The following is a 22,297-nucleotide window of genomic DNA, read 5'->3' as shown; positions in this document are numbered from 1 at the left end:
CTGCGGAGCGAATGGTCTTCGACAACCACGTGCGTTCCGCAGAGGCGCCCCCATGTCAACACTCAGTTGCTGCGAGCAACCCACATAACGCGCCTGAGGGGTCCCGATAGGTCCCCTCCGACTCGACGCCCGACCGTCGCCGGCCGCCGGTGAGCGCGTCAGGGTCGGAAGCGTGTGCGTATGTTGCGAGTCGCCCCTCGGACACCGGGTTGACTCCCCGGGCCTCTCGGTCGGCGGGGGTTCTCCTGTTCCTGGGGTCGGCCTCGTGGGCAAGGCACGTGTCATGCTCCGGGGATCCTGCTTACCGAGGATCTTCGGGTGTTGGATGCAGCGATGCGTGTGCACGACCGGCTCCGGGACCTCGGCCTGCCCCTGCCAGCGTCGCCGGCGATGCCGGTCACCACGTCCTTCAGCTGGGTGCGGGTGCTCGGCAACCGGGTCCTGGTCTCCGGCCACGGCGCGCAGCAGCCGGACGGCGCTCCTGCCGGGCCCTTCGGCCGGGTCCCGGACGCTGTGTCGCTGGAGCAGGCCCAACAGTCGGCTCGACTGGCGGCCCTCGCGGTGATCGCCAGTGTCGAGCAAGCCGTCGGGGACCTCGACCGCATCGACGCCTGGCTCACCGTGACGGGCTTCGTCCAGGCCGAGGCGGGCTACCCGAAGACCACCGCCGTGCTCAACAGCTTCTCAGAGGTGGTGCTGGACGTCTTCGGGCCCTCGATCGGGCAGCACGCCCGTACGGCCATCGGCGCGGCCGCCCTTCCCCTGGACCTCCCCGTCATCGTCGCCGCCGAACTGCACCTCGCCGATCGTTGACCGAGCCGCCACCCGCAGGCGCCGTGTGGCCGGTCAAACGGCCGGTTCACTCTTGGGTTCGTGCAGCGCGTCGCGCCTCGGACACCGATGACGGCTCACCGGCACCCGACGAGTCGTGTGCGTATGTAGCGAGTCGCCCCTCGGACACAGGATCGCCCCAGTGTTCCTGCAGGCCAGGAGCCCGGGGCGGTCCTGCATCCGACCCTCGTGATGCCTGTTCGATACCTGTTCCTGGTCTCGGCCCTCGAGCAGGGCAGCGGAGCGGTCGGCGGCCTGGCAGCCCGTGTCGGAGTGCACGTGCTCGTAGATGGTGAGCCTGCGCGCGCCGTCAGGCGAGGATGCGGTGCGCGTCCGCGACCTCGGCTTTGAGCAGGATGCGCCGTGCCGGGAGATACCGGCCCTCGCGGAGGCTGCGGGCCTTGTCCGGGTCGGTCCCGGCCAGGACCAGCGTCTCGTCGAGGCAGCGCTTGTTGTTCAGCAGTGCGACCAAGCGGCCGAGCCGGTCCGCGGCGGAGCGCTGGATGACGCCGCCGAGGAAGCGTTCGCCAGGACGCTGGGTGACCGCGTCGACGGCTCGGACGACCTCCTCGGGCACGTCGAGGGCGCGCAGCCGCGCGAGGTCGTAGCGGCGGGTGATGTCGGGGTGGTCGCGGGTGTCCTCGACGATGCGGTGCAGGACCGCAGCCATCTCGGCGAGCGCTCCGTACGGCCGGGCCAATTCGGCGAGCGGGACGAGGTAGTGCAGGTAGAAGTCACCCTCCTGCGGCTGGACCTGGCCTGCGTGCGCCTCCATGGCGAGGAGGTGGGCCGAGGCCACCGTGAACAGCACGGGTCAAGGCTAGGTCGCGCAGCAGTCCGGGATCAGCCGCGATCCGGAGGACCGGGCCGACCGCTGCAGACGGCGCAGCCCGCGGCACAGCAGGCCGGCCACGACTGCGTGCCCGGAGGGCAGCGACCCGGCAGGGTCCGGGTCGCAGCGCCAGCGCGCCCACGCTGGCGCCTCGTGCGCTTGCGGGGTCAGGTACAGGCTGCCGGACAGGTGGTCCTCCCCAGCCGTGCGGTCGCGCGGTGACGGGGGCGGACAGGGTCGCGACCGACGCACCGGACGCCAGCACTCCTGCCGCCGACGCCGGGAGGCTCCACAGAGCGGCGAGTCACCGCAGCAGGTCAGGCTCCAGCGCGACCAACGCCGGGGCCGGGAACGCCAGGCCGGTGTACCGGTCGAGCGCCACCACCAGGAGGTCCGCACACGCACCTCCACCAGCGCGTCGAGGACCGCGCCGGGGGATCGCGTGACGGTGAGCCCGTCGGGTTCCTATCCGGGGGCGCGCCACGAGCGACGCGTTGCTGCGGCGGGATCACCAGCAGGCTTCCGCGGTCCGAGCGCCCAGCCCAGTCCCTCGCTCGCGGGGACAAGCAGTGGGGCGGACGCCTGCCCACCGGCCACAGCCCCGTGCGGTTGCACCGGTGGAACCCAGCAGGTCCTCGACGCGTGCCTCGCCCGCTCAGCAGAGGACTTGCCCGCGGATCGGCCGGTCGGTCGTTGGCCGCCCACCTCCCGCGCAGGGCGGCGTGCCGGACCGTGTCGGCGGCGACCGGCCGGCGGACGCGGTCGTGACCGGCCGGGTCAGGCCGGAGGCGGCCTCACCGGACTGCCGGGCGGCCGGACGACGGAGGGAGCTCCGCCCTCGCCAGCCGGGGGGCGAGGAACCGGGCGGTCTGGCTCCCCGGCGCGGTGGCCACCTGTTCCGGCGTGCCGGCGGCCACGATCCTGCCGCCCTGGTCACCGGCTCCAGGACCCAGGTCGATGACCCAGTCGGCGTCGGCGACGACGTCCATGTCGTGTTCCACCACCACCACGGTGTTGCCCGCGTCGACGAGCTGGTGGAGCTGGCGCACCAGCAGTTCCACGTCAGCGGGGTGCAGCCCGGTGGTCGGCTCGTCGAGGACGTACAGCGTGTGCCCCCGTCGGGCCCGTTGCAGCTCGCTGGCCAGCTTCACCCGCTGCGCCTCGCCGCCGGACAGCTCCGTCGCCGGTTGGCCGAGGCGCAGGTAGCCCAGACCGACCTCCTGCAGCACGCGCAGGCTCTTGGCCACCGGCGCGAGGTCGGCGAGGAAGTCCGTGGCCGCGTCGACGGTCAGGTCGAGCACCTCGGCGATGTTCTTGCCGCGGTGCGTGATCTCCAGCGTCTCGGGGTCGTACCGCGCACCGTGGCAGGTCGGGCAGGGCGAGTACGTCCCGGGGAGGAAGAGCAGCTCCACGGTCACGAAGCCCTCGCCCTGGCACGTCGGGCAGCGCCCCTCGGCCACGTTGAAGGAGAACCGTCCGGCGCCGTAGCCGCGCCTGCGGGCCTCGTCGGTGGCCGCGAAGAGCCTGCGCACCGCGTCGAAGAGCCCGGTGTAGGTGGCCAGGTTGGACCGGGGGGTCCGGCCGATGGCCTTCTGGTCGACACGCACGAGACGGTCGACGGCCGCAGGCCCCTCGACCTGCACCGTCACCCCCGCGGTGTCCTGGACGACGTCGTCCGGGTCGGCGGTCGGGTCGTCACCGGCGTCGTCGGGGCCGTCCGTGGCCGTCGCGGGTGAGCCGAGCCGCCGGGAGACGACATCGGCCAGCACCTGGCTGACCAGCGTCGACTTGCCCGAGCCCGAGACGCCGGTGACCGCGGTGAGGACCCCGAGCGGGAACCCCGCCACGACGTCGCGCAGGTTGTGCCGGTCGATGCCACCCAGGCGCAGCTGCCCCGCGGGCTGTCGCCGCGGCCGACCGATCGGCGGCTCCCGGTCGAAGAGGAAGCGCCGGGTCACCGATGTCTCCACGTGGGACAGGCCGGCGACGGGCCCGCTGTAGAGGACGCGGCCGCCCCGCTCCCCTGCCAGCGGGCCGACGTCGACGATCCAGTCGGCGCGGTGCGCCAGCGCCATGTCGTGCTCGATGACGAACAACGAGTTGCCGGCCGCGGTCAGCTGGTCCAGCACCCTCAGCAGCGGTTCGGCGTCGGCCGGGTGCAACCCCGCGGACGGCTCGTCCAGGACGTACACCACGCCGAACAGCCCCGACCGCAGCTGGGTCGCGATCCGCAGCCGTTGCAGCTCGCCCGGCGACAGGGTCGGGGTCGTCCGGTCCAGGCTGAGGTAACCGAGGCCCAACGCGGTGAGCACCTCGATCCGGCCGAGGAGGTCCGTCGTGATCCGCGCCGCGACGTCGGTCGCCTGCGGTACCTGGCGGAGCGTCTCGACGAGCGCGGTCAGCGGCTGGGCGGCCAGTTCGGCGATGTTCCGGCCGCCGACGGTGACGGCCAGGGACTCGGGCCGCAGCCGGCTGCCCGAGCAGACGGGGCAGATCGAGGTCTGCACGAACCGCAGGACCCGCTGCCGCATGGTCGGGCTCTTGGTGTTGGCCAGGGTGTGCAGCACGTAGGCCCGTGCGCCGGTGTACCGGCCCTGGTAGTCCCGCTGGACCTGACCCACCCCGCGGACGGGTCGCACGGTGACCTCGGGCTGCTCGTCGGTGAACAGGATCCAGTCGCGCTCGGCTTGCGGCAGGTCCCGCCACGGCCGGTCGATGTCGTGGCCGAGCTCGACCAGGATGTCGCGCAGGTTCTTGCCGTGCCAGGCGCCCGGCCAGGCGGCGATCGCGCCGTCCCGGATGCTGAGCGATGCGTCGGGGACCAGGCTGTCCTCGGTCACCAGGTGCACCCTGCCCAGACCGGAGCACTCGGGGCAGGCGCCGGCGGCGGTGTTGGGCGAGAAGGCGTCGGAGTCCAGCCGGCCGGACGACCCCGGCGGGTGGGTGCCGGTGCGCGAGAACAGCATCCGCAGCGAGTTGGACAGTGTCGTCACGGTGCCGACGGTGGACCGGCTGCTGGGGGTGCCCCGGCTCTGCTGCAGCGCCACCGCCGGCGGCAGCCCGGTGATCTCGTCGACGACGGGTGCGCCGACCTGGTGGATGAGCCGCCGGGCGTACGGGGCCACGGACTCGAAGTACCGGCGCTGCGCCTCCGCGTAGATCGTGCCGAAGGCCAACGAGGACTTCCCGGATCCGGAGACGCCGGTGAAGACGACCAGGGCGTCCCGCGGCACCTGGACGTCGACGTTGCGCAGGTTGTGCTCGCGGGCGCCGCGCACCCGGACGAACCGGTCCCTCGGCGAGGACGCGCGGCCCGGTTCGTCGATCACGGCTCCAGCCTGACCCGTGCCCGGGCCGGAGGGGTACGCGGGGCACACACCCGGTCACGCCGGCGTTGCCCGGACCGTCGATGCGGGCACCGAGCGGGACCCCACCCGAGTCAGCGTCGCCGGCCGGGCAGCGCGGGGTCACCCGCCGGCTCCTCACCCGTCGCTGGGAGCCGACCGCAGGATGGTGGAGGTGGCGCACCGTCCGGGGTGGGAGTCCGCCTGCGCCGTCCGCCCGGCCGGTCGCCTCCGGCTTGCGCATCCAGGTGTCGACCACCGGGCCGGTGGGTCGTGCGGACCGATGCGCTCCGAGGTACGGGTCGATGTGCAGCCGGGTGTCCTCCACGTACGACGCCCGCGGGGAAGGACCCAGACGTCGGGTGTGCACCCACTCGGCGAGGTAGGCGTCCAGGCGCTGCCGGCCGTGACGTGCCCTCCGGCCCGGCTGCGCCGGCGACCCGGTGACGGTCGGAGACCGCGAGCGGCCGGTCGGCCCGGACCCCCGCCCGGGGAGCGCCGGCTCTAGGGTGGCCGACGCGGGGCGCGAACCCCCGCGCGGCCGAACGCCCTCCGGCTGCCCGCCGACGACGTCGTGCCGCACCCCTCGACCCCGGGGAGCTGGTTCCGGTGCCGGCAGAGACGGCCGTCGTACGGGTCCTCGTGCTCGACGAGCAGGAGGTGGTCCGCCGCGGCGTGATCCAGGTGCTCGCGGGCGACCCGGGCATCACGGTCGTCGCCGAGGCGGCCTCGGTCGACCAGGCGCTGGTCCGCGGCCGGGCGGTGCGGCCGGACGTGGCCGTGCTCGGCATGCGGCTGCCCGACGGCACCGGGGCCGAGGCCTGCACCCGGCTGCGCGCGGACGTGCCCGGGGTGCGCTGCCTGGTGCTCAGCCAGTACGCCGACCCGCAGACGGTGGCAGCAGCCGTGCGGGCGGGGGTGTCCGGCTACCTGGTCAAGCACGTGCGCGGCCCGGCGCTGCGGGCGGCCGTGCGCCGGGTGGCCGCGGGCGGCACCGTGTTCGCGCCCGAGGTCACCGCGGTGCTCGACGCCGGCGACGCCAGCGGGCGGCCGGATCCGCTGGCCGGCCTCACCGAGCGGGAGCGCGCCGTGCTGCAACTGATCGGGGACGGGCTCACCAACCGCCAGATCGGCGACCGGCTCGGCCTGGCGGAGAAGACGGTGAAGAACTACGTCAGCAACCTGCTGCCCAAACTGGGCCTGCAACGCCGCACCCAGGTCGCCGTCCTCGTCACGAAGTTGCGCGGCCGCCGGGCCGACGGGATCCCGCCGTCCAGCGACGACAGGACTCCCTCCCGCACCCCGGCGAGCGGACAGCGCCCGACAGGTCCGCCCGACACCCACCGCGCCGCGACCGGGGGTCGTCGAACGAGCCGCTCAGGGACATCGACAGCGGGCACGGCGAGCATGGACCTGCCAGTCGATCTCGACGGTGTCGGCAGCGGCTGATCGGTGACGAACGGCCAGGTCAGCACACGTTCACGCGAGCGACCGGCGTCGGTCGTGGTCGGGGGTCGAGAGGGGGGCGTTGGTCGTGAGCTGGTTGCGTCGCCGCCGCCCTCCACTGCAGATCTGGCCCACGGGGGTCACGTCAGTCCTCGCGCAGAGCCGAGCCGTTGCAGGACGGCAGCCAGCCCGATGGGCGTTCGACGACCCAGCGGTGCCGGCTCGACCGACCCGACGAGGACGTGGCGCAGCCGGCACTGATCACGCCGTGGTCCGACCCGCAGGACCTCCGCGTGCTGCGAGCGACACCACCGGGCGGGACGTCATGCAGTGGACCCGCCCGATGCCGGCGCCGACGCGCTGCTCACACCCAGCCGCGCGGGAACCATCTGCACGCCGGCGAGCGGTTCGTCCGCCGGCCCATCGCCGGGCACCGCACCGACGACGTCGAGCTCGGCAGGTACGTCCGCGATCAGCAATCGGTTCTGCCGCCTCATCGAGTCCGGCCGGGTCTCCCGGACACCTCACGCCCGCTGACTGGTCGAACCCACCGGCGGAGAGGCCGGACGGTCACCGCCCTCGGGAGCCGCTTCGTCCCGGCGCCGGGTCGGCCGATCCCGTGCCCACTGGACCGGCACGACGTGGGGGGCGAGGATCGGACGGGACGAGAGGGGTGGCGCCGTGGACGGTCAGCAGCCGATCGAGCCGAGCGAGGTCTACCGGGCGGACGGGAGTCTGGTGCCCCAGCGGCGTACGGCCCTGGGCACGGTGCCGGCCGCGGTGCGGTCCCTGCTCCCGGTCCTGCTCCGCGGCACGACCGCCGGGCCGCTGATCACCGCCTCGGCGTTCGCCGTGGCGGCGGCGGTCACCGCTCGGGCCGCCGAGGCGGCACGCCAGGTGGCGGAGCAGGCGGTCCGGGAGGCGCTCGTCACGCGTCCCACCGGCTCGTGGATCGAGGTCTCGGTCACCCGGATCGAGGTGCGCTGGCCTCGCTGAGCGGCGTCCCGGAGCCGGAAGGGGCTCGACGGCCCACGTCCGCACCGTCTCCGGAGGAGCAGAACGCAGCTCGCCCTCGCTCCTGAGGAGCCGCCGCGGCCGGACGGCACGGACGGTGCCGGGAGGCGATGGCGGCGGCGTCGACAGCCCGGAGCTCGGCACCCCGAGGAGTGGTCGGCACCGGCGGCGCAGCGGCGGGAGCGCCGTCCGGCGGGCCGCGCCCGGTGACGTTCCGGTGACGCCGTCGGCCGACGATGCTGGCTCACCCCCAGTCAAGGGATGGCCTGCACATGGTCAAGGTCGGCACGTTCAACGTCCTCAACCTCGCCCGGCCCGGCGAGCCCTACTACCCCGACGAGAAGCCCTACAGCGCCGCCGAGTACGAGGAGAAGGCGGCGTGGATCGCCGGTCAGCTCGGCCGCATGGACGCCGACGTCGTCGGCTTCCAGGAGGTCTTCTCCGAGGACGCGCTGCGCGACGTCTGCGCCCGGTCAGAGGAGTTCGGCGAGGGCACCGTCGTGGCGCCGGGCGCGGACGGGGACAGCGGTCCGCGGCTCGGGCTGGCCAGCCGGTTGCCCCTCGACGGACCGGTCACCACCGTTGCCGACTTCCCGGCCGGGCTGGACGTCGCCGTCGACGGCATCGCCCTGCCGGTCGGCACGTTCAGCCGCCCGGTCCTGCGTGCCCGCGTGGTCCTCGACCCGCAGGCCGGCACGACCGCGACGGTCTTCGTCGCCCACCTGAAGTCCAAGCGACCCATCCGCGATCCGCAGGCCCCCGAGCACGACCCGCGCGAGGAGGCCCTCGGCAAGGCCCGGGCGCTCATCCGCCGCGCCGCCGAGGCGGCCGCCCTGCGCTTCCTGGTGCTCGATGAGGTCGTCGGCACCGCGCAGCCGACCATCGTCCTCGGCGACCTCAACGACGCCGCCCGCGCCGTCACCACCGACGTCATCACCGGCGACTCCCCCTCCCGCTTCTGGCCGGGCGACCCCGACGTCCGCCGGGCCTACTGGGATCGGCTGCTCTACTCGGCCCACGAGCTCACCGCCCGCCGGACCGGGCGGGACGTCAGCTACACGCACATCTTCAACGGGCACTACGAGAACCTCGACCACGTCCTGGTGAGCCAGGAGTTCTACGAGCGCAACCCGCAGCGCATCGGCGAGGTGCAGCTGCTGCGGTACTTCAACGACCACCTCGTCGACAGCCAGCTCAGCGACGACCGTCGCGACCGCATCGTCTCCGACCACGCGCAACTGGTCGCCGAGATCCGCCTGCGGTGACTCCCGACAGCGGGCCGGACGTCGCGATCCCCGGCGATCGCGACGTCCGGGTCGCGCACCCCGGCACACCGCAGGGTGCGCGCCAGCCCGCCGGCCGCCCGTCCAGGCGTCTCCCGCCGCGCCACTCGACGGGACGGGGACAGCCGCGCCCGGTGCCGGACCGCTCCGCGGACGCCGACGACGAGTGACCGACCGCCCGCTCGCGACCCGGCTTCCTCATCCGGTCGGACACGGGACGAGGACGAGGTGTGCCTCTCCGACCGCCACGGGGCCCACCATCTCGCGCAGGCGCGCCGACTCCTCGGCCGGGAACCCCTCTGCCTGCCACGACGCCAGCCGCTCGAGGACCTGTCGTGCGTACCCCTGCTCGAGCAGGGACGGCGGGCCCTCGGCCGGTGCCAGGCAGGACGGCCCCGTGGCCGCCGGCGCCGGGGCGAGGCCGGCCAACGCACGGAACAGCGCCAGCCGAGTGGCGGCGGCGTACCGGGGGTCGAGGCCCTGGCCGCTCAGCAGGAGGTCGAGCACCTGCACCGCTGCCCGTTGCCGCACCGCCTGGTCCGCCGACTGCAGGTCCTGGAGTCCGTCGAGCAGGAGCGGTCCCGCCGGTCCGGCCACGTCCGGTCGCGCTGTCAGGTCGGCGATCAGCCCCGGGATCGTCTCGGGCGGAGGAGACGGCGACTGCGGAGCGGCGGACGTCGACCGCGGTGCGACGGAGGAGGACGTCGCTGCGGTCGGGGCCGAGCCCGCCGTCGTCCTCCCGTCCTCCCCCCCGGGGAGCAGCAGGAGGGCTGTCACGGCCGCGGCCGTGACAGCGGCGACCGCGAGCCCCGCCAGACGCCACCGACGCCGGGAGGCGCTCCTGACCGGCCGGCCGGCGTCCGGCCGTGCGTGCCGATGGGGGGACCGGACCGCACCGCCCGACGGGCCCGTCGGGGCCAGGCCCGGTCCCGGGGTGAGCCGTCCCGGGGCGGGCACGTGCCGGCCACGGGCCCGGCGGTGGGAACCCCTCGCGCCGTGGCCGTCCCGGGCGCCGTGACCACCCGGCGAGCCGTGTGCCCGCTCAGCGCCCTCGGGGTCCCCGTCGCGACGGCCCCCGGCGGCCGCCCGCTCCAGGAAGCCGGCGAGGCTGGCGGACAGCACGGCCTCCTCCATGCCCACCTTGGGCACGCGGTGGAGCAACGCTCGGAAGAAGGCGGCCGCGGCACCGACGTCGTCCGCCGGGCCGGGCTCCGCCGGCGGCCGGGGTGGGACGGGCGCCCAGGGCGCCGGCTCGTCCGCCGGGCCGGCCGACGCGGGCACCGGGAGCAGCAGGACGCCGGGGTCCTCGACACCGGCCCGCGGGGACAGGAGCAGGGAGCGTTCCCCCACCGCGCCGTGGACGACGCCCGCCTGGTGCAGCGCCCTCAGGGCGTCCAGCACGTCCGTCGCCATCCGCTGCACCGCCCGCACGGTCAGCGGGGTGCGCTGCGGGTGGAGGGTGAGCAGCTCCCCCTCGAGCGACCGGCAGACGACGACCAGCGTGTCGGCCTGCAGGTCGACCGCCAGCACCTCGGCCAGGTGCGGGTGGTGGACGTGCGCGAACCGCTGCAGGCGGTCCAGCTCACGCGCGGCTGCGCCGGCATCGACCGGTGCGGGCACACGCAGGAGGCTGACGAGCTCCCCGGTCCGGGTGTCGCGAGCCGGGTCCACCACGGGTCCACCCTCGGGGAGGGCAGCCGGTCCGTCGTCGTACCGGTCAGTGATCAACGGCACGCTGCCTCCTCGGTGACTGAGGTCGTCCCCCCGGACACGCGTGGCCACCCGCTGACGCCGTCCTCCGGGTGGCCCGTCGCCGCCGGCTGCCCGCCCGTGCGGCGAGCAGCGGAGCCGCACGTCCGGCGTCGGGCTCCGTGTCCGTCATGCACTCCCCCTCCCGTCACCGGTGCTGCAAAGGGTCGTCGGCCCGGTACCGCGGCGACAAGTACCCGCGCCGCACCTCGCACCGGCAGGAGCGGCCCGGACGGAGACGCGGGTCCGTCGTGACCGGGTCTGCGGTACTGCACCGCCCTGAGCGACCGGACCCTTGAGACGAGGCGTCGTCGCCCGGCTCGATCCGTCCCCGGCGCCTGGGACGTCCCTCCCGCTCGGAGGTCCGCTGACCACCCCGGCACGCGGGAGCGGCCTTAGGGTCGTCCGTGGACTTCGCCGACCTGAGCCGGCCGTTCGTCATCGCCCACCGCGGCGGCTCCCTGCAGGTGCCCGAGCACACGATGGAGGGCTACCGGGTCGCGGTGGGCCAGGGCCTGGCGGTCATCGAGCAGGACGTGGCGACGCTCGCCGACGGCGGTCTCGGCGTCATGCACGACGGCACCGTGGACCGCATGACCACCTCCAGCGGCAACGTCGCCGACCACACGTCGGTGTCCTGGAAGCAGCTCGACATCGACGCCTCGGTCACCCTCGGCGGAGGCTGGCCCGACGGGTTGCGTCCTCCGCTGTTCGAGGAGGTGCTCGTCGAGTTCGGCAACCGCGTCCTCCTCTGCGCCGAGGCCAAGAGCGTCGATGCGATGGGCCCGATGATCGACGCGCTCGAGCGACGCGGTGTCCGCCCGACGTCCGTGCTGCTCCAGTCCTTCACCCTCGCCGACTGCCGGCTGGCGCGGTCACGGGGGTGGGGGGTCATCTGGCTCGGCAGCACCGACGTCGCCCGGGCCTCCGCCGAGGGCATCGGCTGGATCGGCCCGGAGGCGGGCCACGTCACCCCGACGGTCTGCACGGCGGCACACGCGGCGGGGATCGAGGTGGCCTGCTACACGGTGAACCGCCGACACCAGCGGGACGCCCTCGTCGCCGACGGCGTGGACGCCATCTTCTCCGACGATCCCGTCTACGTCGCGGGGGACGCGGGCCGGCGCGCCTCGGACCTGTTCGCCCGTCAGGTCTGGCTGCCCGGCATGCTGCCGGACACCAGCCGCGGCCGGTTCCACCCGGACGACTCCTCCTGGGGCCTCGACGTCTCCGACACCGTCGCGTCCACGCTCATGGGTTTCCTCGCACCACCGGATCCGGAGGCGTTCACGCTGCACCTCCGCGTGCGGGTGGACCCGTCGTGCGCGGACAGCCGGAGGTGCTGGGGGTCGGTCTTCCTGAGCACCGACGACCACCCGTACCGACCGTCGTCCGGCTCGTCACCCGGCGCCGACGGCTACCTCTTCCTCCTGCGCGGAGACGGCTCCCTGGGCGTCCATCGGGTCGTCGAGGGTGTCGCCACCACCCTGGCGTCCTCCACGGAGGGCCCCGCGCCGACGCCGGGCACCTACGTCCGGCTGCGGATCACCGTCACCGGGTCGGGACTCGCCTTCTCCCGCACGGACGCCCCGACCGGAACCCTGACGGTGGCGGACGCCACCTACCGACCCGTGCCCGTCGTGCACCTCGGCAGCGCCTTCGCCGGTGTGCGCTTCAAGGAGGTGGTGTTCACGTGACCGACCCGCACGAGCGCCCGGGCCACGGCCCCGCCGACCCGGACGGCTACCTCGTCGAGCAGACCCGGGGTGGCTACCGGTGGACCTGCCGGGCCGACGGCCGCACCGCAGGGCCGTTCGCCAGTCGCGAGGAAGCCGTCGCCTCCGCCGAGGCGGACCGGACCGGCTGATGCACCGGGGAGTGGGCTCCGCGGCACCGGTCGACACCCGGGTCCTCCCCCCCCCCCCCCCCCCCCCCCCCCCCGGCACGGCGCTGCGGGGTGTCAGGCCCCCGGGTCGTCGTCCCCGGGCTCCCGGCCCGCGTCAGCGGGCGGGGTCGACGACGGTCATCCCGGCGACCGTCGTCCGGTCGAACACCGGCAGCAGGGCGGCCGCCTCCTCCAGGCCGATGGTGCGTTCGACCAGCCGCTGCGGCTGCAGCGTGCCCTGCTCGACGAGCGCCATCATCGCCGGGTAGTCGGCCGCGGCCATCCCGTGGCTGCCCAGCAGGTCCAGCTCCCAGCCGATCACCCGCGCCATCGGGACCCGCGGATGACCGGCGACCGGCGGCAGCAGCCCGACCTGCACGTGCCGCCCCCGCCGGCGCAGGCTCAGGATCGCGTCGGCGCAGGTCTGCTCGCTGCCCACCGCGTCGACGGCGACGTGGCTGCCCCCACCGGTCAGGTCCACGACGGCCGCCGGGACGGCGCGGCCGTCGGCGTGCACCGTGTGCTCCGCGCCCAGTGCGGCGGCCACGGCGAGGGCCTCGGGGTTGCGGTCCACCGCCACCACCCGCGCCCCCAGCGAGCGGGCGACGGCGACCGCGCTCAGCCCCACACCGCCCGTCCCCACCACGGTGACCCACTCCCCCTCGCCGACCCGCGCGCGGCCGACCAGGGCGCGGTAGGCCGTGGCGAACCGGCACCCCAGCGCGGCCGCGGCGGTGGCGTCGACCCCGTCGGGGATGCGCACCAGGTTGGGATCGGCCGCGTGCAGGGCGACGTACTCGGCGAAGGACCCCCAGTGGGTGAAGCCGGGCTGCTGCTGGTCCGGACAGACCTGGGCCTCCCCGGCCCGGCACCACTCGCAGCGCCCGCAGCCGCAGACGAACGGGACGGTCACCCGGTCACCGGGGCGCCAGCGGGCGACGCCGGCACCGACCTCGACCACCACCCCGGCGAGCTCGTGGCCCGGCACGTGCGGGAACACGACCTCGTCGTGCCCCGCCCAGGCGTGCCAGTCGCTGCGGCACACGCCGGTGGCCGTCACCCGCAGCACCACCCCGCCGGACGGAGCCGTGGGCTCGGCCACCTCCCGGACCCGGGGCAGGGCTCGGACCGAGTCGACGACCACCGCGCGCACCGCCACATGCTGCCAGCCCGGCGCCGCCCCACCGGCCGGGGAACCGGGGACCGGCGGTGCCCGCCGCCTCCGACGGTGCGTCGGGGGCGCCGTCAGTCGCCGACGAGGACGCCGTCGGGCGTCCGGTAGACGCCGACCGAGTCCGGGACGTCGCCCTCGCAGACCGGGATGCCGTCCACGCCCATGTCACAGGCGAAGGGCGGGTAGTCGACCTCGTCCTCCGCGGGCGCCTGACTCGCCGGGTCGACCCGGAACGCCACCAGGACCTCGCCGTCCGGGTCGAGGTAGGAGATCAGCACCGCGCCCTCCGGGACGTCGAAGGCGATCCCGTCCGCCACCCGACGGCCGACCACGCCGTCCCCGGGGTCGACGGTGGCACCCTCCACGGTCTGCGCCCGGAAGCGCAGCGGGTCCACGGGCACGGCGCCGTCGGCGGCGGCGACCGTGACCTCGGCGACGAGCTGGGAACTGTCCGCCCGGTCGACGCGGCGGACCCCGTCCAGGGTGATCGTGGCCCCCCCGCCCGCGGGGTCGGTGAACGCCACGGTGTCCCCCACGCCCACGACGGGCGCCGGCGTGCTGGTGCCGGCGGCGACCGCGCGCGGCGCGGCGTCGACGCCTCCCGGACCGCAACCGGCCAGCAGGGTGAGGCAGGCAGCGAGCAGAACGGTGCGGCGCATGACGATCCCCCGGACGGCTGTGTCCCCACGCTAGCCGCGCAGCGGGCTCCCGGGAGCGGCTCCCGGCGCGCCCTGACGGACTCCGGCTGCCACCATCACGTCATGGGTCACGGCCACGCCGTCCAGGAGGAACTCCGCGAACCGGCCCGCGCGCTGCGCCGCGCGATCCCCGAGGTCTACGACGGCTACCGCCGGCTGCACGCCGCCGCGTACGCCGCCGGTGCGCTGGACGAGAAGACGAAGGAGCTGATGGCCCTCGCGATCGCGGTCAGCAAGGAGTGCGACGGCTGCATCGCGTCGCACGCGCGGGGCGCCGTCCGCACCGGCGCCACCGAGGCGGAGGTCGCCGAAGCGCTCGGCGTCGCCATCGCGATGAACGGCGGACCCGGCACGGTGTACGGCCCCCGCGCCTTCGCGGCCTACCGGGAGTTCGCCGCGGAGGGGGACCGCCGGCCGGGGTGACCCCGGTGCTGCCCGCACCGGGGTGCGGACGCGTGTGCGCTCGGACCGTGTCCGCTCAGCCGGGCCGGCCCCGCTCCTCACCACGGCGCGCGTTGTCCGCGATGGCGCGGACCAGTCGCGGCCACGCGCCGGGAGGCAGGTCGTGCCCCATCCCCTCGACGACCTCCAGGCGGGCACCGGGGACGGCGGCGGCCGTCGCCCGACCGCCCGACGGATGACACATCCGGTCGTCCGTCCCGTGCACCACCACGGTCGGGACGGCGACCCGCCGCAGCGCCGTCGTCCGGTCGGGCGCCGTCCGCACCGCACGGTGCTGGCGGCGCCGCCCTCCACGTGCGTCGGGATCGCGCGCCATCGCCAGTGCCGTGACCCGCCGGAGCTCGTCGAGGTCCTGGTCGAACCCGGTGGAACCGATCGTGGCGAACACCCGGACGCGGCGCTCGACCGCCTCCTCCACGGTCCTCGGCGGGCGCGAGAGGAGGTGGCGGAGGACGCGCGGGGAGGTCCGCCCCACGCCGCGGCGGCCCGTCGTGGACATCAGCGACGCCAGCGAGCGCACCCGCCGGGGGTGCCGGATCGCCGTCGTCTGGACAACCATGCCGCCGAGGGAGGCGCCCACGAGGTGCGCGGAGTCGACCCCGAGCGCGTCCAGGAGGCCGACCACGTCGTCGGCCATGTCCTCGAGGGAGTACCGCCGACCGGGCAGGTGGGTGGAGGAGCCCGCGTCACGGTTGTCGAAGCGGACCACGCGGAAGCCCTCGGCGGCCAGCTGCCGGCAGAACCCCTCCGGCCAGTGGACGAGCTGAAAGCCCATGCCCATCACCAGCAGCACCGTCGGGGAGGTCGGTTCCCCGAACGCGTCGAAGCAGAGGTCGACGTCGCCGGCGTCCGCGAGCTGCGGACCGTCGTACCGGACGTCGCTCACCGCGCCCCCCGCACGCCGGCGCGCTCGTCGTCGAGCCGGCGACGGGCGTCCTCCCACCGGACCGGCACCCCGTCCGCGGGGACCGTCCAGAACGTGAACGTGGACTCCGCCATGGCGGGACGGTGCCGGCGCATCGCGCCGACGTGGGGCTGGGTCCGGACCAGGGCGTCGAGCGCGCTCCGGTCGCGCCACGCGCTGAGCGTGAGGAACTCCCGGCGCAGGGGACGGGCGACCAGCGAGACACCGAGCGCGCCGTCGGCGCCACGGACCTGGCGGTGGACGCGCAGCGAGTCGACGAGGAAGCGCGGGACGTCCCGCCCGCGTCGCAACCGGAAGCGCGAGGCCATGACCAGCGCGGTCGCGCCGGGCTCCACGGAGCGGAGGGTGGTCCAGGGCAGAGTCGGCACGGTGACTCCTCCAGCCTCGGTGGCGGTGTCGACACCGACGGGTCCACGCCCTCGCGGGACCTCGCCGACGACGGATCGGGGCCACCGTGGCGGCCGACCCACGGGCGTGGCGCACGGATATCGGGTGGCCCGTCCCCCGCGTGGCTCCGCGCCGAGCGGGGCGGTGTCCGGTACAGGGACGTCATCCTCCTCCGGCCCGCGGGACGCCGACAGGGGGAGAAGTACGTACAGACGCCCCGGTCCGGCCCTCCCTAGCGTGCTGACCGTCGACGTCGGACGCGGTCACCCGGGGGAACGTCATGTCGCTGCTCGTCATCCACCTCTGCTGGACCGACGCCGGCCCCGAGGAGCTGGCCCGCCTGCAGCGGCTGCTCCCGCCGGTCCGGCTCGTCCCCGAGGGCCCGTGCCTGCACCGCCGCGCGTGGCCGTCCGGGTCCCGGGTGCTCGGCGTCGAGGTGTGGGGGGACGACGACGCGGCGCGCCGGTACCTCGACGAGCTGCCGCTGGACTCGGCCGCGGCGGGCCTCGAGGCACCGACCGTGATCGTCCTCGTGTACCCGGACGTCTACCGGTCGGTGCTGCCGACCGTCATCGCGACGACGGACCGGGGAACGCACCCGCTCGGCGACCTGGCCGCCACGACCACGGGGCAGTAGGCCCGGACCCGGCACCCGCCCGGGTGACGGCCTCGACCATCGACGTCATCACCGAGCCGAGCGCTCCGACGGCGAGAGCGCCGATGGCGGCACGGAGCAGCCGGCGGTCGCCGGTCACGGCACACCCCCGGGGTGACCGAGGATCAGGTCCCCCTCGAGGTCACGTCGGCAGGGACCCGGGACAGCCCCGCCTGGAGGTCGCCGAGGTCCATGCACGGCGTGAGGGTCACCCGAGCCCGCGCGCCGTGGAACAGGGGCTCCGAGATGACCGGGATCTGCGAGGAGTCGGCCATGTCGAACACCACGAGGCAGGACCGCTGCCCGTCGTCCGATGCCGTGAAGTAGGTGGCCTCGGGGTGGAGCTCCTGCACCATCTGCTCGATCGCCTTGATCATGGAGCCGTTGCGGAACGCCTCGTTGCCTGCCTCGGTGTCCACGACGGCCTTGAGCATCATCCGCATGACGAACCTCCGGTTCCGCAGGGGTGCCCACCCTTAACCCGGCCGAGGCGGACAGGGAGAAGCCTCGTCCCGGGAGCCGCTCCCCCGTCCGACGCCCCGGGGCGGCGCTACGGGGCGGAGCCGCCCGGTTGCCGCGGTCCCCGGTGACGACGGCGGGGTGCGCTCGCCGGCAGCCGGGGATGCCTTGAAAACACGGAACGTGGGCCCGACCATGCGTGCGGAACGGGGGCGGAGCGAGGGAGGCGAGCCGTGCTCACGACCGCGTACTGGCCTGCCGAGCACCCCGAGTCGGTGCGCGAGCAGACCGTCGGCGACCTGCTGCGCAGCGCTGCCGAGCGGGCCCCGGACGCCGTGGCGCTGGTCGAGGGAGTGGCCGACGGGGACCGCCGTCGGTGGTCCTATGCGCAGCTGCTGTCCGACGCCGAGCGAGCCGCGCGGGCCCTGCTCGGCCGGTTCGCCCCGGGCGAGCGGGTGGCGGTCTGGGCCAACAACGTCCCCGAGTGGATCGTCCTGGAGATGGCCGCGGCCCTGGCCGGGCTGACCCTCGTGACGGTGAACCCGGCGCTGCGCGCCGACGAGCTGCGACACGTGCTGCGGCAGTCCCGCGCGTCCGGCGTGTTCCTGCTGCGTGAGTACCGGGGCAACCCGATGGCCGACACCCTCGCCGCCGTGCAGCCGGACCTGCCGGACCTGCGCGAGAGCGTCCTGTTCGAGGAGTGGGACGCCTACTGCCGGTCGGGGAGCCCCACCGAGGCGTTGCCGGCGGTGTCCCCGGACGACCCGGCGCAGGTCCAGTACACCTCCGGCACGACCGGGCTGCCCAAGGGCGCGGTGCTCCACCACCGCGGCCTGACCAACAACGCGCGGCTGTCCTACGTCGAGGTCCTCGGGATGCGCGAGGGTGAGGCGGTCGTCAACCCGATGCCGCTGTTCCACACCGCGGGCTGCGTGCTGGCCACCCTGTCCTCGATCGCCAGTCTCGGCACCCAGGTCCTCCCGCCGTTCTTCGACCCGGGCCTGCAACTGCACCTGATCGAGCAGGAACGCAGCGTCGGGTTCGTCGGCGTCCCGACCATGGTCGTCGCGCTGCTGGCGCACCCCGACTTCTCCCCCACCCGCACCTCGTCCGTGCGCTGGGCGCTGTCCGGCGGTGCTCCCGTCCCGCCACACCTGCAGCGCCGCGTCGAACAGCTCCTCGGGGTGCCGATGCACATCATCTACGCCCAGACCGAGGCCTCCCCCGGCATCACCATGACCCGAGCCGACGACAGCCCGGACGACCGGGCGGAGACCCTGGGCCGTCCCCTGCCGGCGACCGAGGTGGCGATCGTCGACCCGACGGACGGCAGCACCGTGGCCCCGGGCGCAGTCGGGGAGCTGTGCACCCGGGGGTACCACGTGATGGCCGGGTACTTCGACGCGCCCGAGCAGACTGCCGCCGCGATCGACGCCGACGGCTGGCTGCACACCGGCGACCTCGCGACCATGGACGAGCGCGGCTACTGCCGGATCACCGGCCGGCTGAAGGACATGATCATCCGCGGGGGCGAGAACGTCTACCCGCGCGAGATCGAGGACGTGTTGTCCGCCCATCCCGGCGTGGCCGAGGTCGCCGTCGTCGGGGTCCCGGACCCGGTGTGGGGTGAGCAGGTCGCCGCCTTCGTCCGGCCGGCCCCCGGGGCCAGGCCCACGGAGGCCGAGCTGGAGGCCTTCTGCCGGCAGCGGTTGGCCCCGCACAAGACGCCGCGGCACTGGCGGTTCCCCGAGGCGTTCCCGCTGACCGGGTCGGGCAAGATCCAGAAGTACCGACTGCGGGAGGAGTTCGTCCCGCTCGAGGAGCACGGCGGTGGTCGTCGCTGACCGACCGGCTCACGACGGGGCTCGAGGCGCCTCCGCACCCACCGGCCCCGGCGGCACCGCGGCGCCCGGGAGGCCGGACGCCCGGGATGCGGCCCGGTGCGGTCGCAGGCGGGCCACCTCCTCCGCACAGGCCGCGTCGTGCTGGTAGTCGGAGTGTCCCCGGATCGCGTCCGGGGTCGGCTGACCCGGCCGGCGGTCGAAGGACCAGGGGTCGTGCGGCAGCCGTCGGTCCACCGTTCCGCCCTCCTCGACGACGCAGCCGCCGATGGGATCGGTCGGTCGGTACAGGTTGCGCCACCTCCCCGGGCCGAGCGCCGTGCGGAGGGCGTCGAGCTGGGCGGGGCCGAAGTACGCCGGGAACCAGCGTCCGTAAAGCCTGCTCAGCGGCGATCCGAAGGTGAGCAGGCTCGCGCCCGCGAGGGAGTCGGGAGGCAGCTGCAGGACGGCCGCCGCCGCGAGCACCGAGCCCTGGCTGTGAGCCGCGACGACCACCCCGTCGCCCGTCCCGTCGGCGCCACACGTCGGACCGGCCGAGCATGTCGGGCGCCGTCGGCGGCGTACCGCTCACCCCGTGCACCCGGAGCTCCGTGCTCGGCGGTCCGTCGGGCCGCTGCGCCACCTCGCCGGACGTCGGGCGCTCCGCTCCTCCCGGCAGCGGCGCGTCCAGGGACTCGTGGCTGCCCGACCCCTGGTGGGGGATGGCCGCTCGTGACGGTCGGCTCCCGCTCACACCGCGCCCTCCCGACGACGTCCCCGGTGCAGCCTGTGCCCAGGAGCCTGACCACGCCGACCCGACGACGCCACAGCCCGAAGTCCCGCGCCTGCACCGCGCGACCTGCCCGTCCTCCTGGGTGCAGAGCCGCTCAGGACGAGAGGTAGCGGATCACCGCCAGCACCCGCCGGTGGTCGTCGTCGCTGGGCGCCAGGCCCAGCTCGTCGTAGATGTGGGACGTGTGCTGCACGACCGCCCGCTCGGTGATCGACAGGGTGCGGGCGATCGACGCGTTGGTCCGGCCCTCCGACATCAGGGCCAGCACCTGCTGCTGGCGCGGGGTCAGCCGGTCGAGCGCGCGGTGGTGCCCCCGCGCCCGGGCGACCACGAGGCCCACCACCTCGGGGTCGAGGACGGTGCCCCCGGCGGCGACGCGGCGGAGGTCCTCCGTGAACGCGTCGACGTCGGCGATCCGCTGCTTGAGGAGGTACCCGACGCCCGCCGAGCGGTCGCCCAGCAGCTCGACGGCGTAGGCGCGCTGGAGGTGCTGCGACAGCACGAGGACGGCGATCCCGGGGTGCTCCCGCCGGATCCGCACCGCCGCCCGCAGGCCGGCGTCCCTGCGGTCGGGCGGCATCCGGATGTCGGTGACGACGAGGTCGGGCACGTGCTCCGCCGCGCTGCGGACCAGCTCGTCCGCGTCCCCGACGGCAGCGACGACGTCGAACCCGCCCGCCTGGACCACGTGCGTGAGCCCGCTGCGCAACAGCGCCTCGTCCTCGCCGATCACGACCCGCACGGCAGCTCCACGAGCAGGTGGGTGCCCCCGCCGGCCGGGCTCTCGATGGTGAACCGGCCACCGAGGGCGTCGACCCGGTCGGCGAGGCCGTGCAGCCCCACACCGCCCTCCGGGGTCGCGCCGCCGACGCCGTCGTCGGTCACGCCGATGACGAGCCGCGTCGCCGCGTGCTCGAGCGTGACGGTCAGCGTGTCGGCCGCGGCGTGCTTGACCGCGTTGGTCAGCGCCTCCGCGACCACGAAGTAGGCCGTCCGCTCGACCGTCGCCGGCAGGCGCCCGTCGACCTCGGCCACCGCCAGCCGGGTGGGCAGCGGCACGCGGTCGACCAGGTCCTCGATCGCCGCGGTCAGGCCCCGCTCCACGAGGGCGGCCGGCATCAGGGCGTGCACGATCCCCCGGAGGTGCCGGGCGGCACCGTCGATGCCGACACGGAGGCGCGTCGCCGCGTCGGGGAGACCGGCCGACCCGTCGAGGGAAGCCAGTCGCTGTGCCTCCAGCGCCAGCAGGACGAGCTCCACCTGCAGACCGTCGTGCAGGTCCTGGGCGATGCGCTGCCGCACCCGGTCGCCCGCCTCGACGAGGCGGGCACGCGACTGCCGCAGGTCGGCGTGGCTGGCCCGCAGCTCGGCCGTCAACCGGTCGTGGTCGATCGCGAGGGCGGCCACCTGGCCCGCCCCCCGGACCAGCTCGGCGTCGTCGACGACCGTCGCGTCGTAGACGATCGCGCCGATCCGTCGCGACCCGAGCTCGATGCCGACCAGGCCGCGGTGCTCGCCCAGTGCCGACGGATCGAGCCAGGCGCCGTTCCCGTCGAGGAAGCCGCGCCCGTCCCGCGACGCGTAGACGACCTGCACCGACGCGTCCCCGAGGGCGCGCCCGAGGGCGCCGGCCAGCCGCTCCGGGGTGGCGGCGGACGACGCCAGCCAGGCGGCGAGCTCCTGGACCCCGGCCGTCCTCGCGAACCCGCCGCGCAGCATCGCCGCCGCGAACGCCACGGGCACCCCGGCCAGCAGCGCGATCTGGAGCACGGCCACCTGGGTGGCCGAGAGACCGGCGGACGGGCCCAGGAGGGGACCCAGCGGCATCACCAGGACCGCCAGGACCCCGTAGGCGTACAGCGGCAGCAGGACCCTCCGCTGGCCGGGCGTCGCGGTCCGGAGCCGGCTGACGAGGACGCCCGCGGTCGTGAGCACGACGACCATCCCGGCGCCCCGCTGGAGCCACGTGCCGGCCTGCAGCAGGTCCGCCCGGGAACCGACGGAGAGCACCCCGCCCGGGCTGGCAGCCGGGTCGAAGAGGTAACCCGGGACCTGCAGGACGAGGGACACCCCGAAGGCCCCCAGCACCGTCAGGCGGGAGGTGCGCGAGCGGAGGCGGCCGGACGGGAAGGCGTGCAGCAGCCACACCACGACGGCGAGCGGGGTGGTGGCGAGGACGATCCCGACCGCCACCAGGACGGGCGTCGCGGTGTTGGCGAGAGCCGCCACGAACCACGACAGCGCCCCGATCACCATGATCGGGCCCGTCCGGTTGCTCGGCCGGCGCCGCCACGCCTCCAGACCCGCGGCCAGCCAGACGAGCCCCCCGGCCGGGAACAGCGCGAGCAGCTCCCACGGCACGACGCGCTGGTCGGCGAACAGGGCGATCTCGATGCCGGCGACGACGGCACCGCACGCGCCGATCAGCGCCAGGCCCACCCGCAGCGCCCGGACCAGCGGCGATCGGACACCTCCCCGTCGGGCCACCGGTGCAGCATGGCACCGGCGGCGTGCGCTCGGTGCCTCGTCGCACCGGCGAC

At 75.1% G+C, this 22,297-nt stretch carries 20 protein-coding genes; 9 read left to right on the top strand and 11 right to left on the bottom strand.

Annotated features, from left to right (window positions below):
- Positions 1-390: 390 nt before the first annotated feature.
- On the top strand, positions 391-813 hold the full coding sequence (locus LY71_RS08380; protein WP_245887764.1) for a RidA family protein: 423 nt from the start codon (positions 391-393) through the stop codon (positions 811-813).
- Between the two features lie 328 nt (positions 814-1,141).
- Here LY71_RS08380 and LY71_RS08375 read toward each other — a convergent pair whose 3' ends face one another.
- Both LY71_RS08375 and LY71_RS08370 read right to left on the bottom strand, forming a co-directional pair.
- Positions 1,142-1,642: a phosphohydrolase gene (locus tag LY71_RS08375; protein WP_106276483.1), complete on the bottom strand. Its 501-nt coding sequence runs from the start codon at positions 1,640-1,642 to the stop codon at positions 1,142-1,144.
- Between the two features lie 815 nt (positions 1,643-2,457).
- Positions 2,458-4,992 (bottom strand): excinuclease ABC subunit UvrA, encoded by a 2,535-nt coding sequence (locus tag LY71_RS08370; RefSeq protein WP_170121274.1) that lies wholly within the window; start codon positions 4,990-4,992, stop codon positions 2,458-2,460.
- Positions 4,993-5,616: 624 nt separating this feature from the next.
- Here LY71_RS08370 and LY71_RS08365 point away from each other — a divergent pair.
- The 3 genes from LY71_RS08365 (at position 5,617) to LY71_RS08355 (ending at position 8,732) form a co-directional block, all read left to right on the top strand.
- Positions 5,617-6,456, top strand: a complete 840-nt coding sequence (locus LY71_RS08365; RefSeq protein ID WP_211297204.1) for a response regulator — start codon at positions 5,617-5,619, stop codon at positions 6,454-6,456.
- Between the two features lie 678 nt (positions 6,457-7,134).
- The gene (locus tag LY71_RS08360; protein ID WP_106276481.1) at positions 7,135-7,449 is read left to right on the top strand and encodes a hypothetical protein; all 315 of its coding nucleotides are present in this window, start codon (positions 7,135-7,137) and stop codon (positions 7,447-7,449) included.
- A 290-nt stretch (positions 7,450-7,739) separates the two neighbouring features.
- Positions 7,740-8,732, top strand: coding sequence for an endonuclease/exonuclease/phosphatase family protein (locus LY71_RS08355; protein WP_170121273.1), 993 nt, complete (start codon positions 7,740-7,742; stop codon positions 8,730-8,732).
- A 216-nt stretch (positions 8,733-8,948) separates the two neighbouring features.
- On the opposite strand, the gene LY71_RS24015 is transcribed toward LY71_RS08355, so the two are convergent.
- On the bottom strand, positions 8,949-10,370 hold the full coding sequence (locus LY71_RS24015; RefSeq protein ID WP_146146082.1) for a protein kinase family protein: 1,422 nt from the start codon (positions 10,368-10,370) through the stop codon (positions 8,949-8,951).
- Positions 10,371-10,906: 536 nt separating this feature from the next.
- Between LY71_RS24015 and LY71_RS08345 the strand changes: the two genes are divergently transcribed.
- Together LY71_RS08345 and LY71_RS23390 are read left to right on the top strand one after the other, a co-directional pair.
- Positions 10,907-12,196 carry a glycerophosphodiester phosphodiesterase gene (locus tag LY71_RS08345; RefSeq protein WP_106276478.1) on the top strand — a complete coding sequence of 430 codons (1,290 nt, stop codon included), beginning with the start codon at positions 10,907-10,909 and terminating at the stop codon, positions 12,194-12,196.
- Positions 12,193-12,366, top strand: coding sequence for a hypothetical protein (locus LY71_RS23390; RefSeq protein ID WP_170121272.1), 174 nt, complete (start codon positions 12,193-12,195; stop codon positions 12,364-12,366). Before LY71_RS08345 ends, LY71_RS23390 begins: the two co-directional genes overlap by 4 nt.
- Positions 12,367-12,499: 133 nt before the next feature.
- On the opposite strand, the gene LY71_RS08340 is transcribed toward LY71_RS23390, so the two are convergent.
- Positions 12,500-13,537 carry an alcohol dehydrogenase catalytic domain-containing protein gene (locus tag LY71_RS08340; protein ID WP_106276530.1) on the bottom strand — a complete coding sequence of 346 codons (1,038 nt, stop codon included), beginning with the start codon at positions 13,535-13,537 and terminating at the stop codon, positions 12,500-12,502.
- 92 nt (positions 13,538-13,629) lie between these two features.
- On the bottom strand, positions 13,630-14,217 hold the full coding sequence (locus LY71_RS08335) for a hypothetical protein (protein ID WP_106276477.1): 588 nt from the start codon (positions 14,215-14,217) through the stop codon (positions 13,630-13,632).
- 102 nt (positions 14,218-14,319) lie between these two features.
- Between LY71_RS08335 and LY71_RS08330 the strand changes: the two genes are divergently transcribed.
- Positions 14,320-14,679, top strand: a complete 360-nt coding sequence (locus LY71_RS08330) for a carboxymuconolactone decarboxylase family protein (protein WP_106276476.1) — start codon at positions 14,320-14,322, stop codon at positions 14,677-14,679.
- Between the two features lie 55 nt (positions 14,680-14,734).
- Here the strand turns inward: LY71_RS08330 and LY71_RS08325 are convergent, their stop codons facing one another.
- Positions 14,735-15,604 (bottom strand): alpha/beta fold hydrolase, encoded by an 870-nt coding sequence (locus tag LY71_RS08325; protein ID WP_245887763.1) that lies wholly within the window; start codon positions 15,602-15,604, stop codon positions 14,735-14,737.
- Positions 15,601-16,011, bottom strand: coding sequence for a DUF3291 domain-containing protein (locus LY71_RS08320; protein WP_211297203.1), 411 nt, complete (start codon positions 16,009-16,011; stop codon positions 15,601-15,603). The genes LY71_RS08325 and LY71_RS08320 overlap by 4 nt, the downstream gene beginning before the upstream one ends.
- Before the next feature lie 299 nt (positions 16,012-16,310).
- On the opposite strand from LY71_RS08320, the gene LY71_RS08315 reads away from it, so the two are divergent.
- A complete protein-coding gene (locus tag LY71_RS08315) occupies positions 16,311-16,667 on the top strand; it encodes a hypothetical protein (protein ID WP_106276475.1) in 357 nt (118 codons plus the stop codon).
- A gap of 143 nt (positions 16,668-16,810) precedes the next feature.
- On the opposite strand, the gene LY71_RS08310 is transcribed toward LY71_RS08315, so the two are convergent.
- Positions 16,811-17,128 (bottom strand): hypothetical protein, encoded by a 318-nt coding sequence (locus LY71_RS08310; protein WP_106276474.1) that lies wholly within the window; start codon positions 17,126-17,128, stop codon positions 16,811-16,813.
- Positions 17,129-17,377: 249 nt separating this feature from the next.
- On the opposite strand from LY71_RS08310, the gene LY71_RS08305 reads away from it, so the two are divergent.
- Entirely contained in the window at positions 17,378-18,988 is a 1,611-nt protein-coding gene (locus LY71_RS08305; protein WP_106276473.1) for an AMP-binding protein, read from the top strand.
- Positions 18,989-18,997: 9 nt separating this feature from the next.
- Here the strand turns inward: LY71_RS08305 and LY71_RS23075 are convergent, their stop codons facing one another.
- The 3 genes from LY71_RS23075 to LY71_RS08290 all read right to left on the bottom strand — a co-directional run bounded on the left by LY71_RS23075 (position 18,998) and on the right by LY71_RS08290 (position 22,244).
- Positions 18,998-19,480: a hypothetical protein gene (locus tag LY71_RS23075; protein ID WP_146146081.1), complete on the bottom strand. Its 483-nt coding sequence runs from the start codon at positions 19,478-19,480 to the stop codon at positions 18,998-19,000.
- A gap of 371 nt (positions 19,481-19,851) precedes the next feature.
- Entirely contained in the window at positions 19,852-20,499 is a 648-nt protein-coding gene (locus LY71_RS08295) for a response regulator transcription factor (protein ID WP_106276471.1), read from the bottom strand.
- Positions 20,487-22,244 (bottom strand): sensor histidine kinase, encoded by a 1,758-nt coding sequence (locus LY71_RS08290; RefSeq protein ID WP_245887762.1) that lies wholly within the window; start codon positions 22,242-22,244, stop codon positions 20,487-20,489. Before LY71_RS08290 ends, LY71_RS08295 begins: the two co-directional genes overlap by 13 nt.
- Positions 22,245-22,297 lie beyond the last annotated feature (53 nt).

This window comes from Geodermatophilus tzadiensis, from assembly GCF_003002915.1.
In the GTDB taxonomy this organism is placed as follows: Bacteria; Actinomycetota; Actinomycetes; order Mycobacteriales; family Geodermatophilaceae; genus Geodermatophilus; species Geodermatophilus tzadiensis.
Note: the sequence above shows the minus strand (reverse complement) of the source record. Positions and strands in the feature narration are given on the sequence as shown.

What these genes read in the sequence shown, in the direction of transcription:
- LY71_RS08335 (WP_106276477.1), bottom strand. Translation starts at nt 14,217, where the DNA reads ATGCGCCGCACCGTTCTGCTCGCTGCCTGCCTCACCCTGCTGGCCGGT.
- LY71_RS08330 (WP_106276476.1), top strand. Translation starts at nt 14,320, where the DNA reads ATGGGTCACGGCCACGCCGTCCAGGAGGAACTCCGCGAACCGGCCCGC.
- LY71_RS08315 (WP_106276475.1), top strand. Translation starts at nt 16,311, where the DNA reads ATGTCGCTGCTCGTCATCCACCTCTGCTGGACCGACGCCGGCCCCGAG.
- LY71_RS08355 (WP_170121273.1), top strand. Translation starts at nt 7,740, where the DNA reads ATGGTCAAGGTCGGCACGTTCAACGTCCTCAACCTCGCCCGGCCCGGC.
- LY71_RS08380 (WP_245887764.1), top strand. Translation starts at nt 391, where the DNA reads ATGCCGGTCACCACGTCCTTCAGCTGGGTGCGGGTGCTCGGCAACCGG.
- LY71_RS08310 (WP_106276474.1), bottom strand. Translation starts at nt 17,128, where the DNA reads ATGCGGATGATGCTCAAGGCCGTCGTGGACACCGAGGCAGGCAACGAG.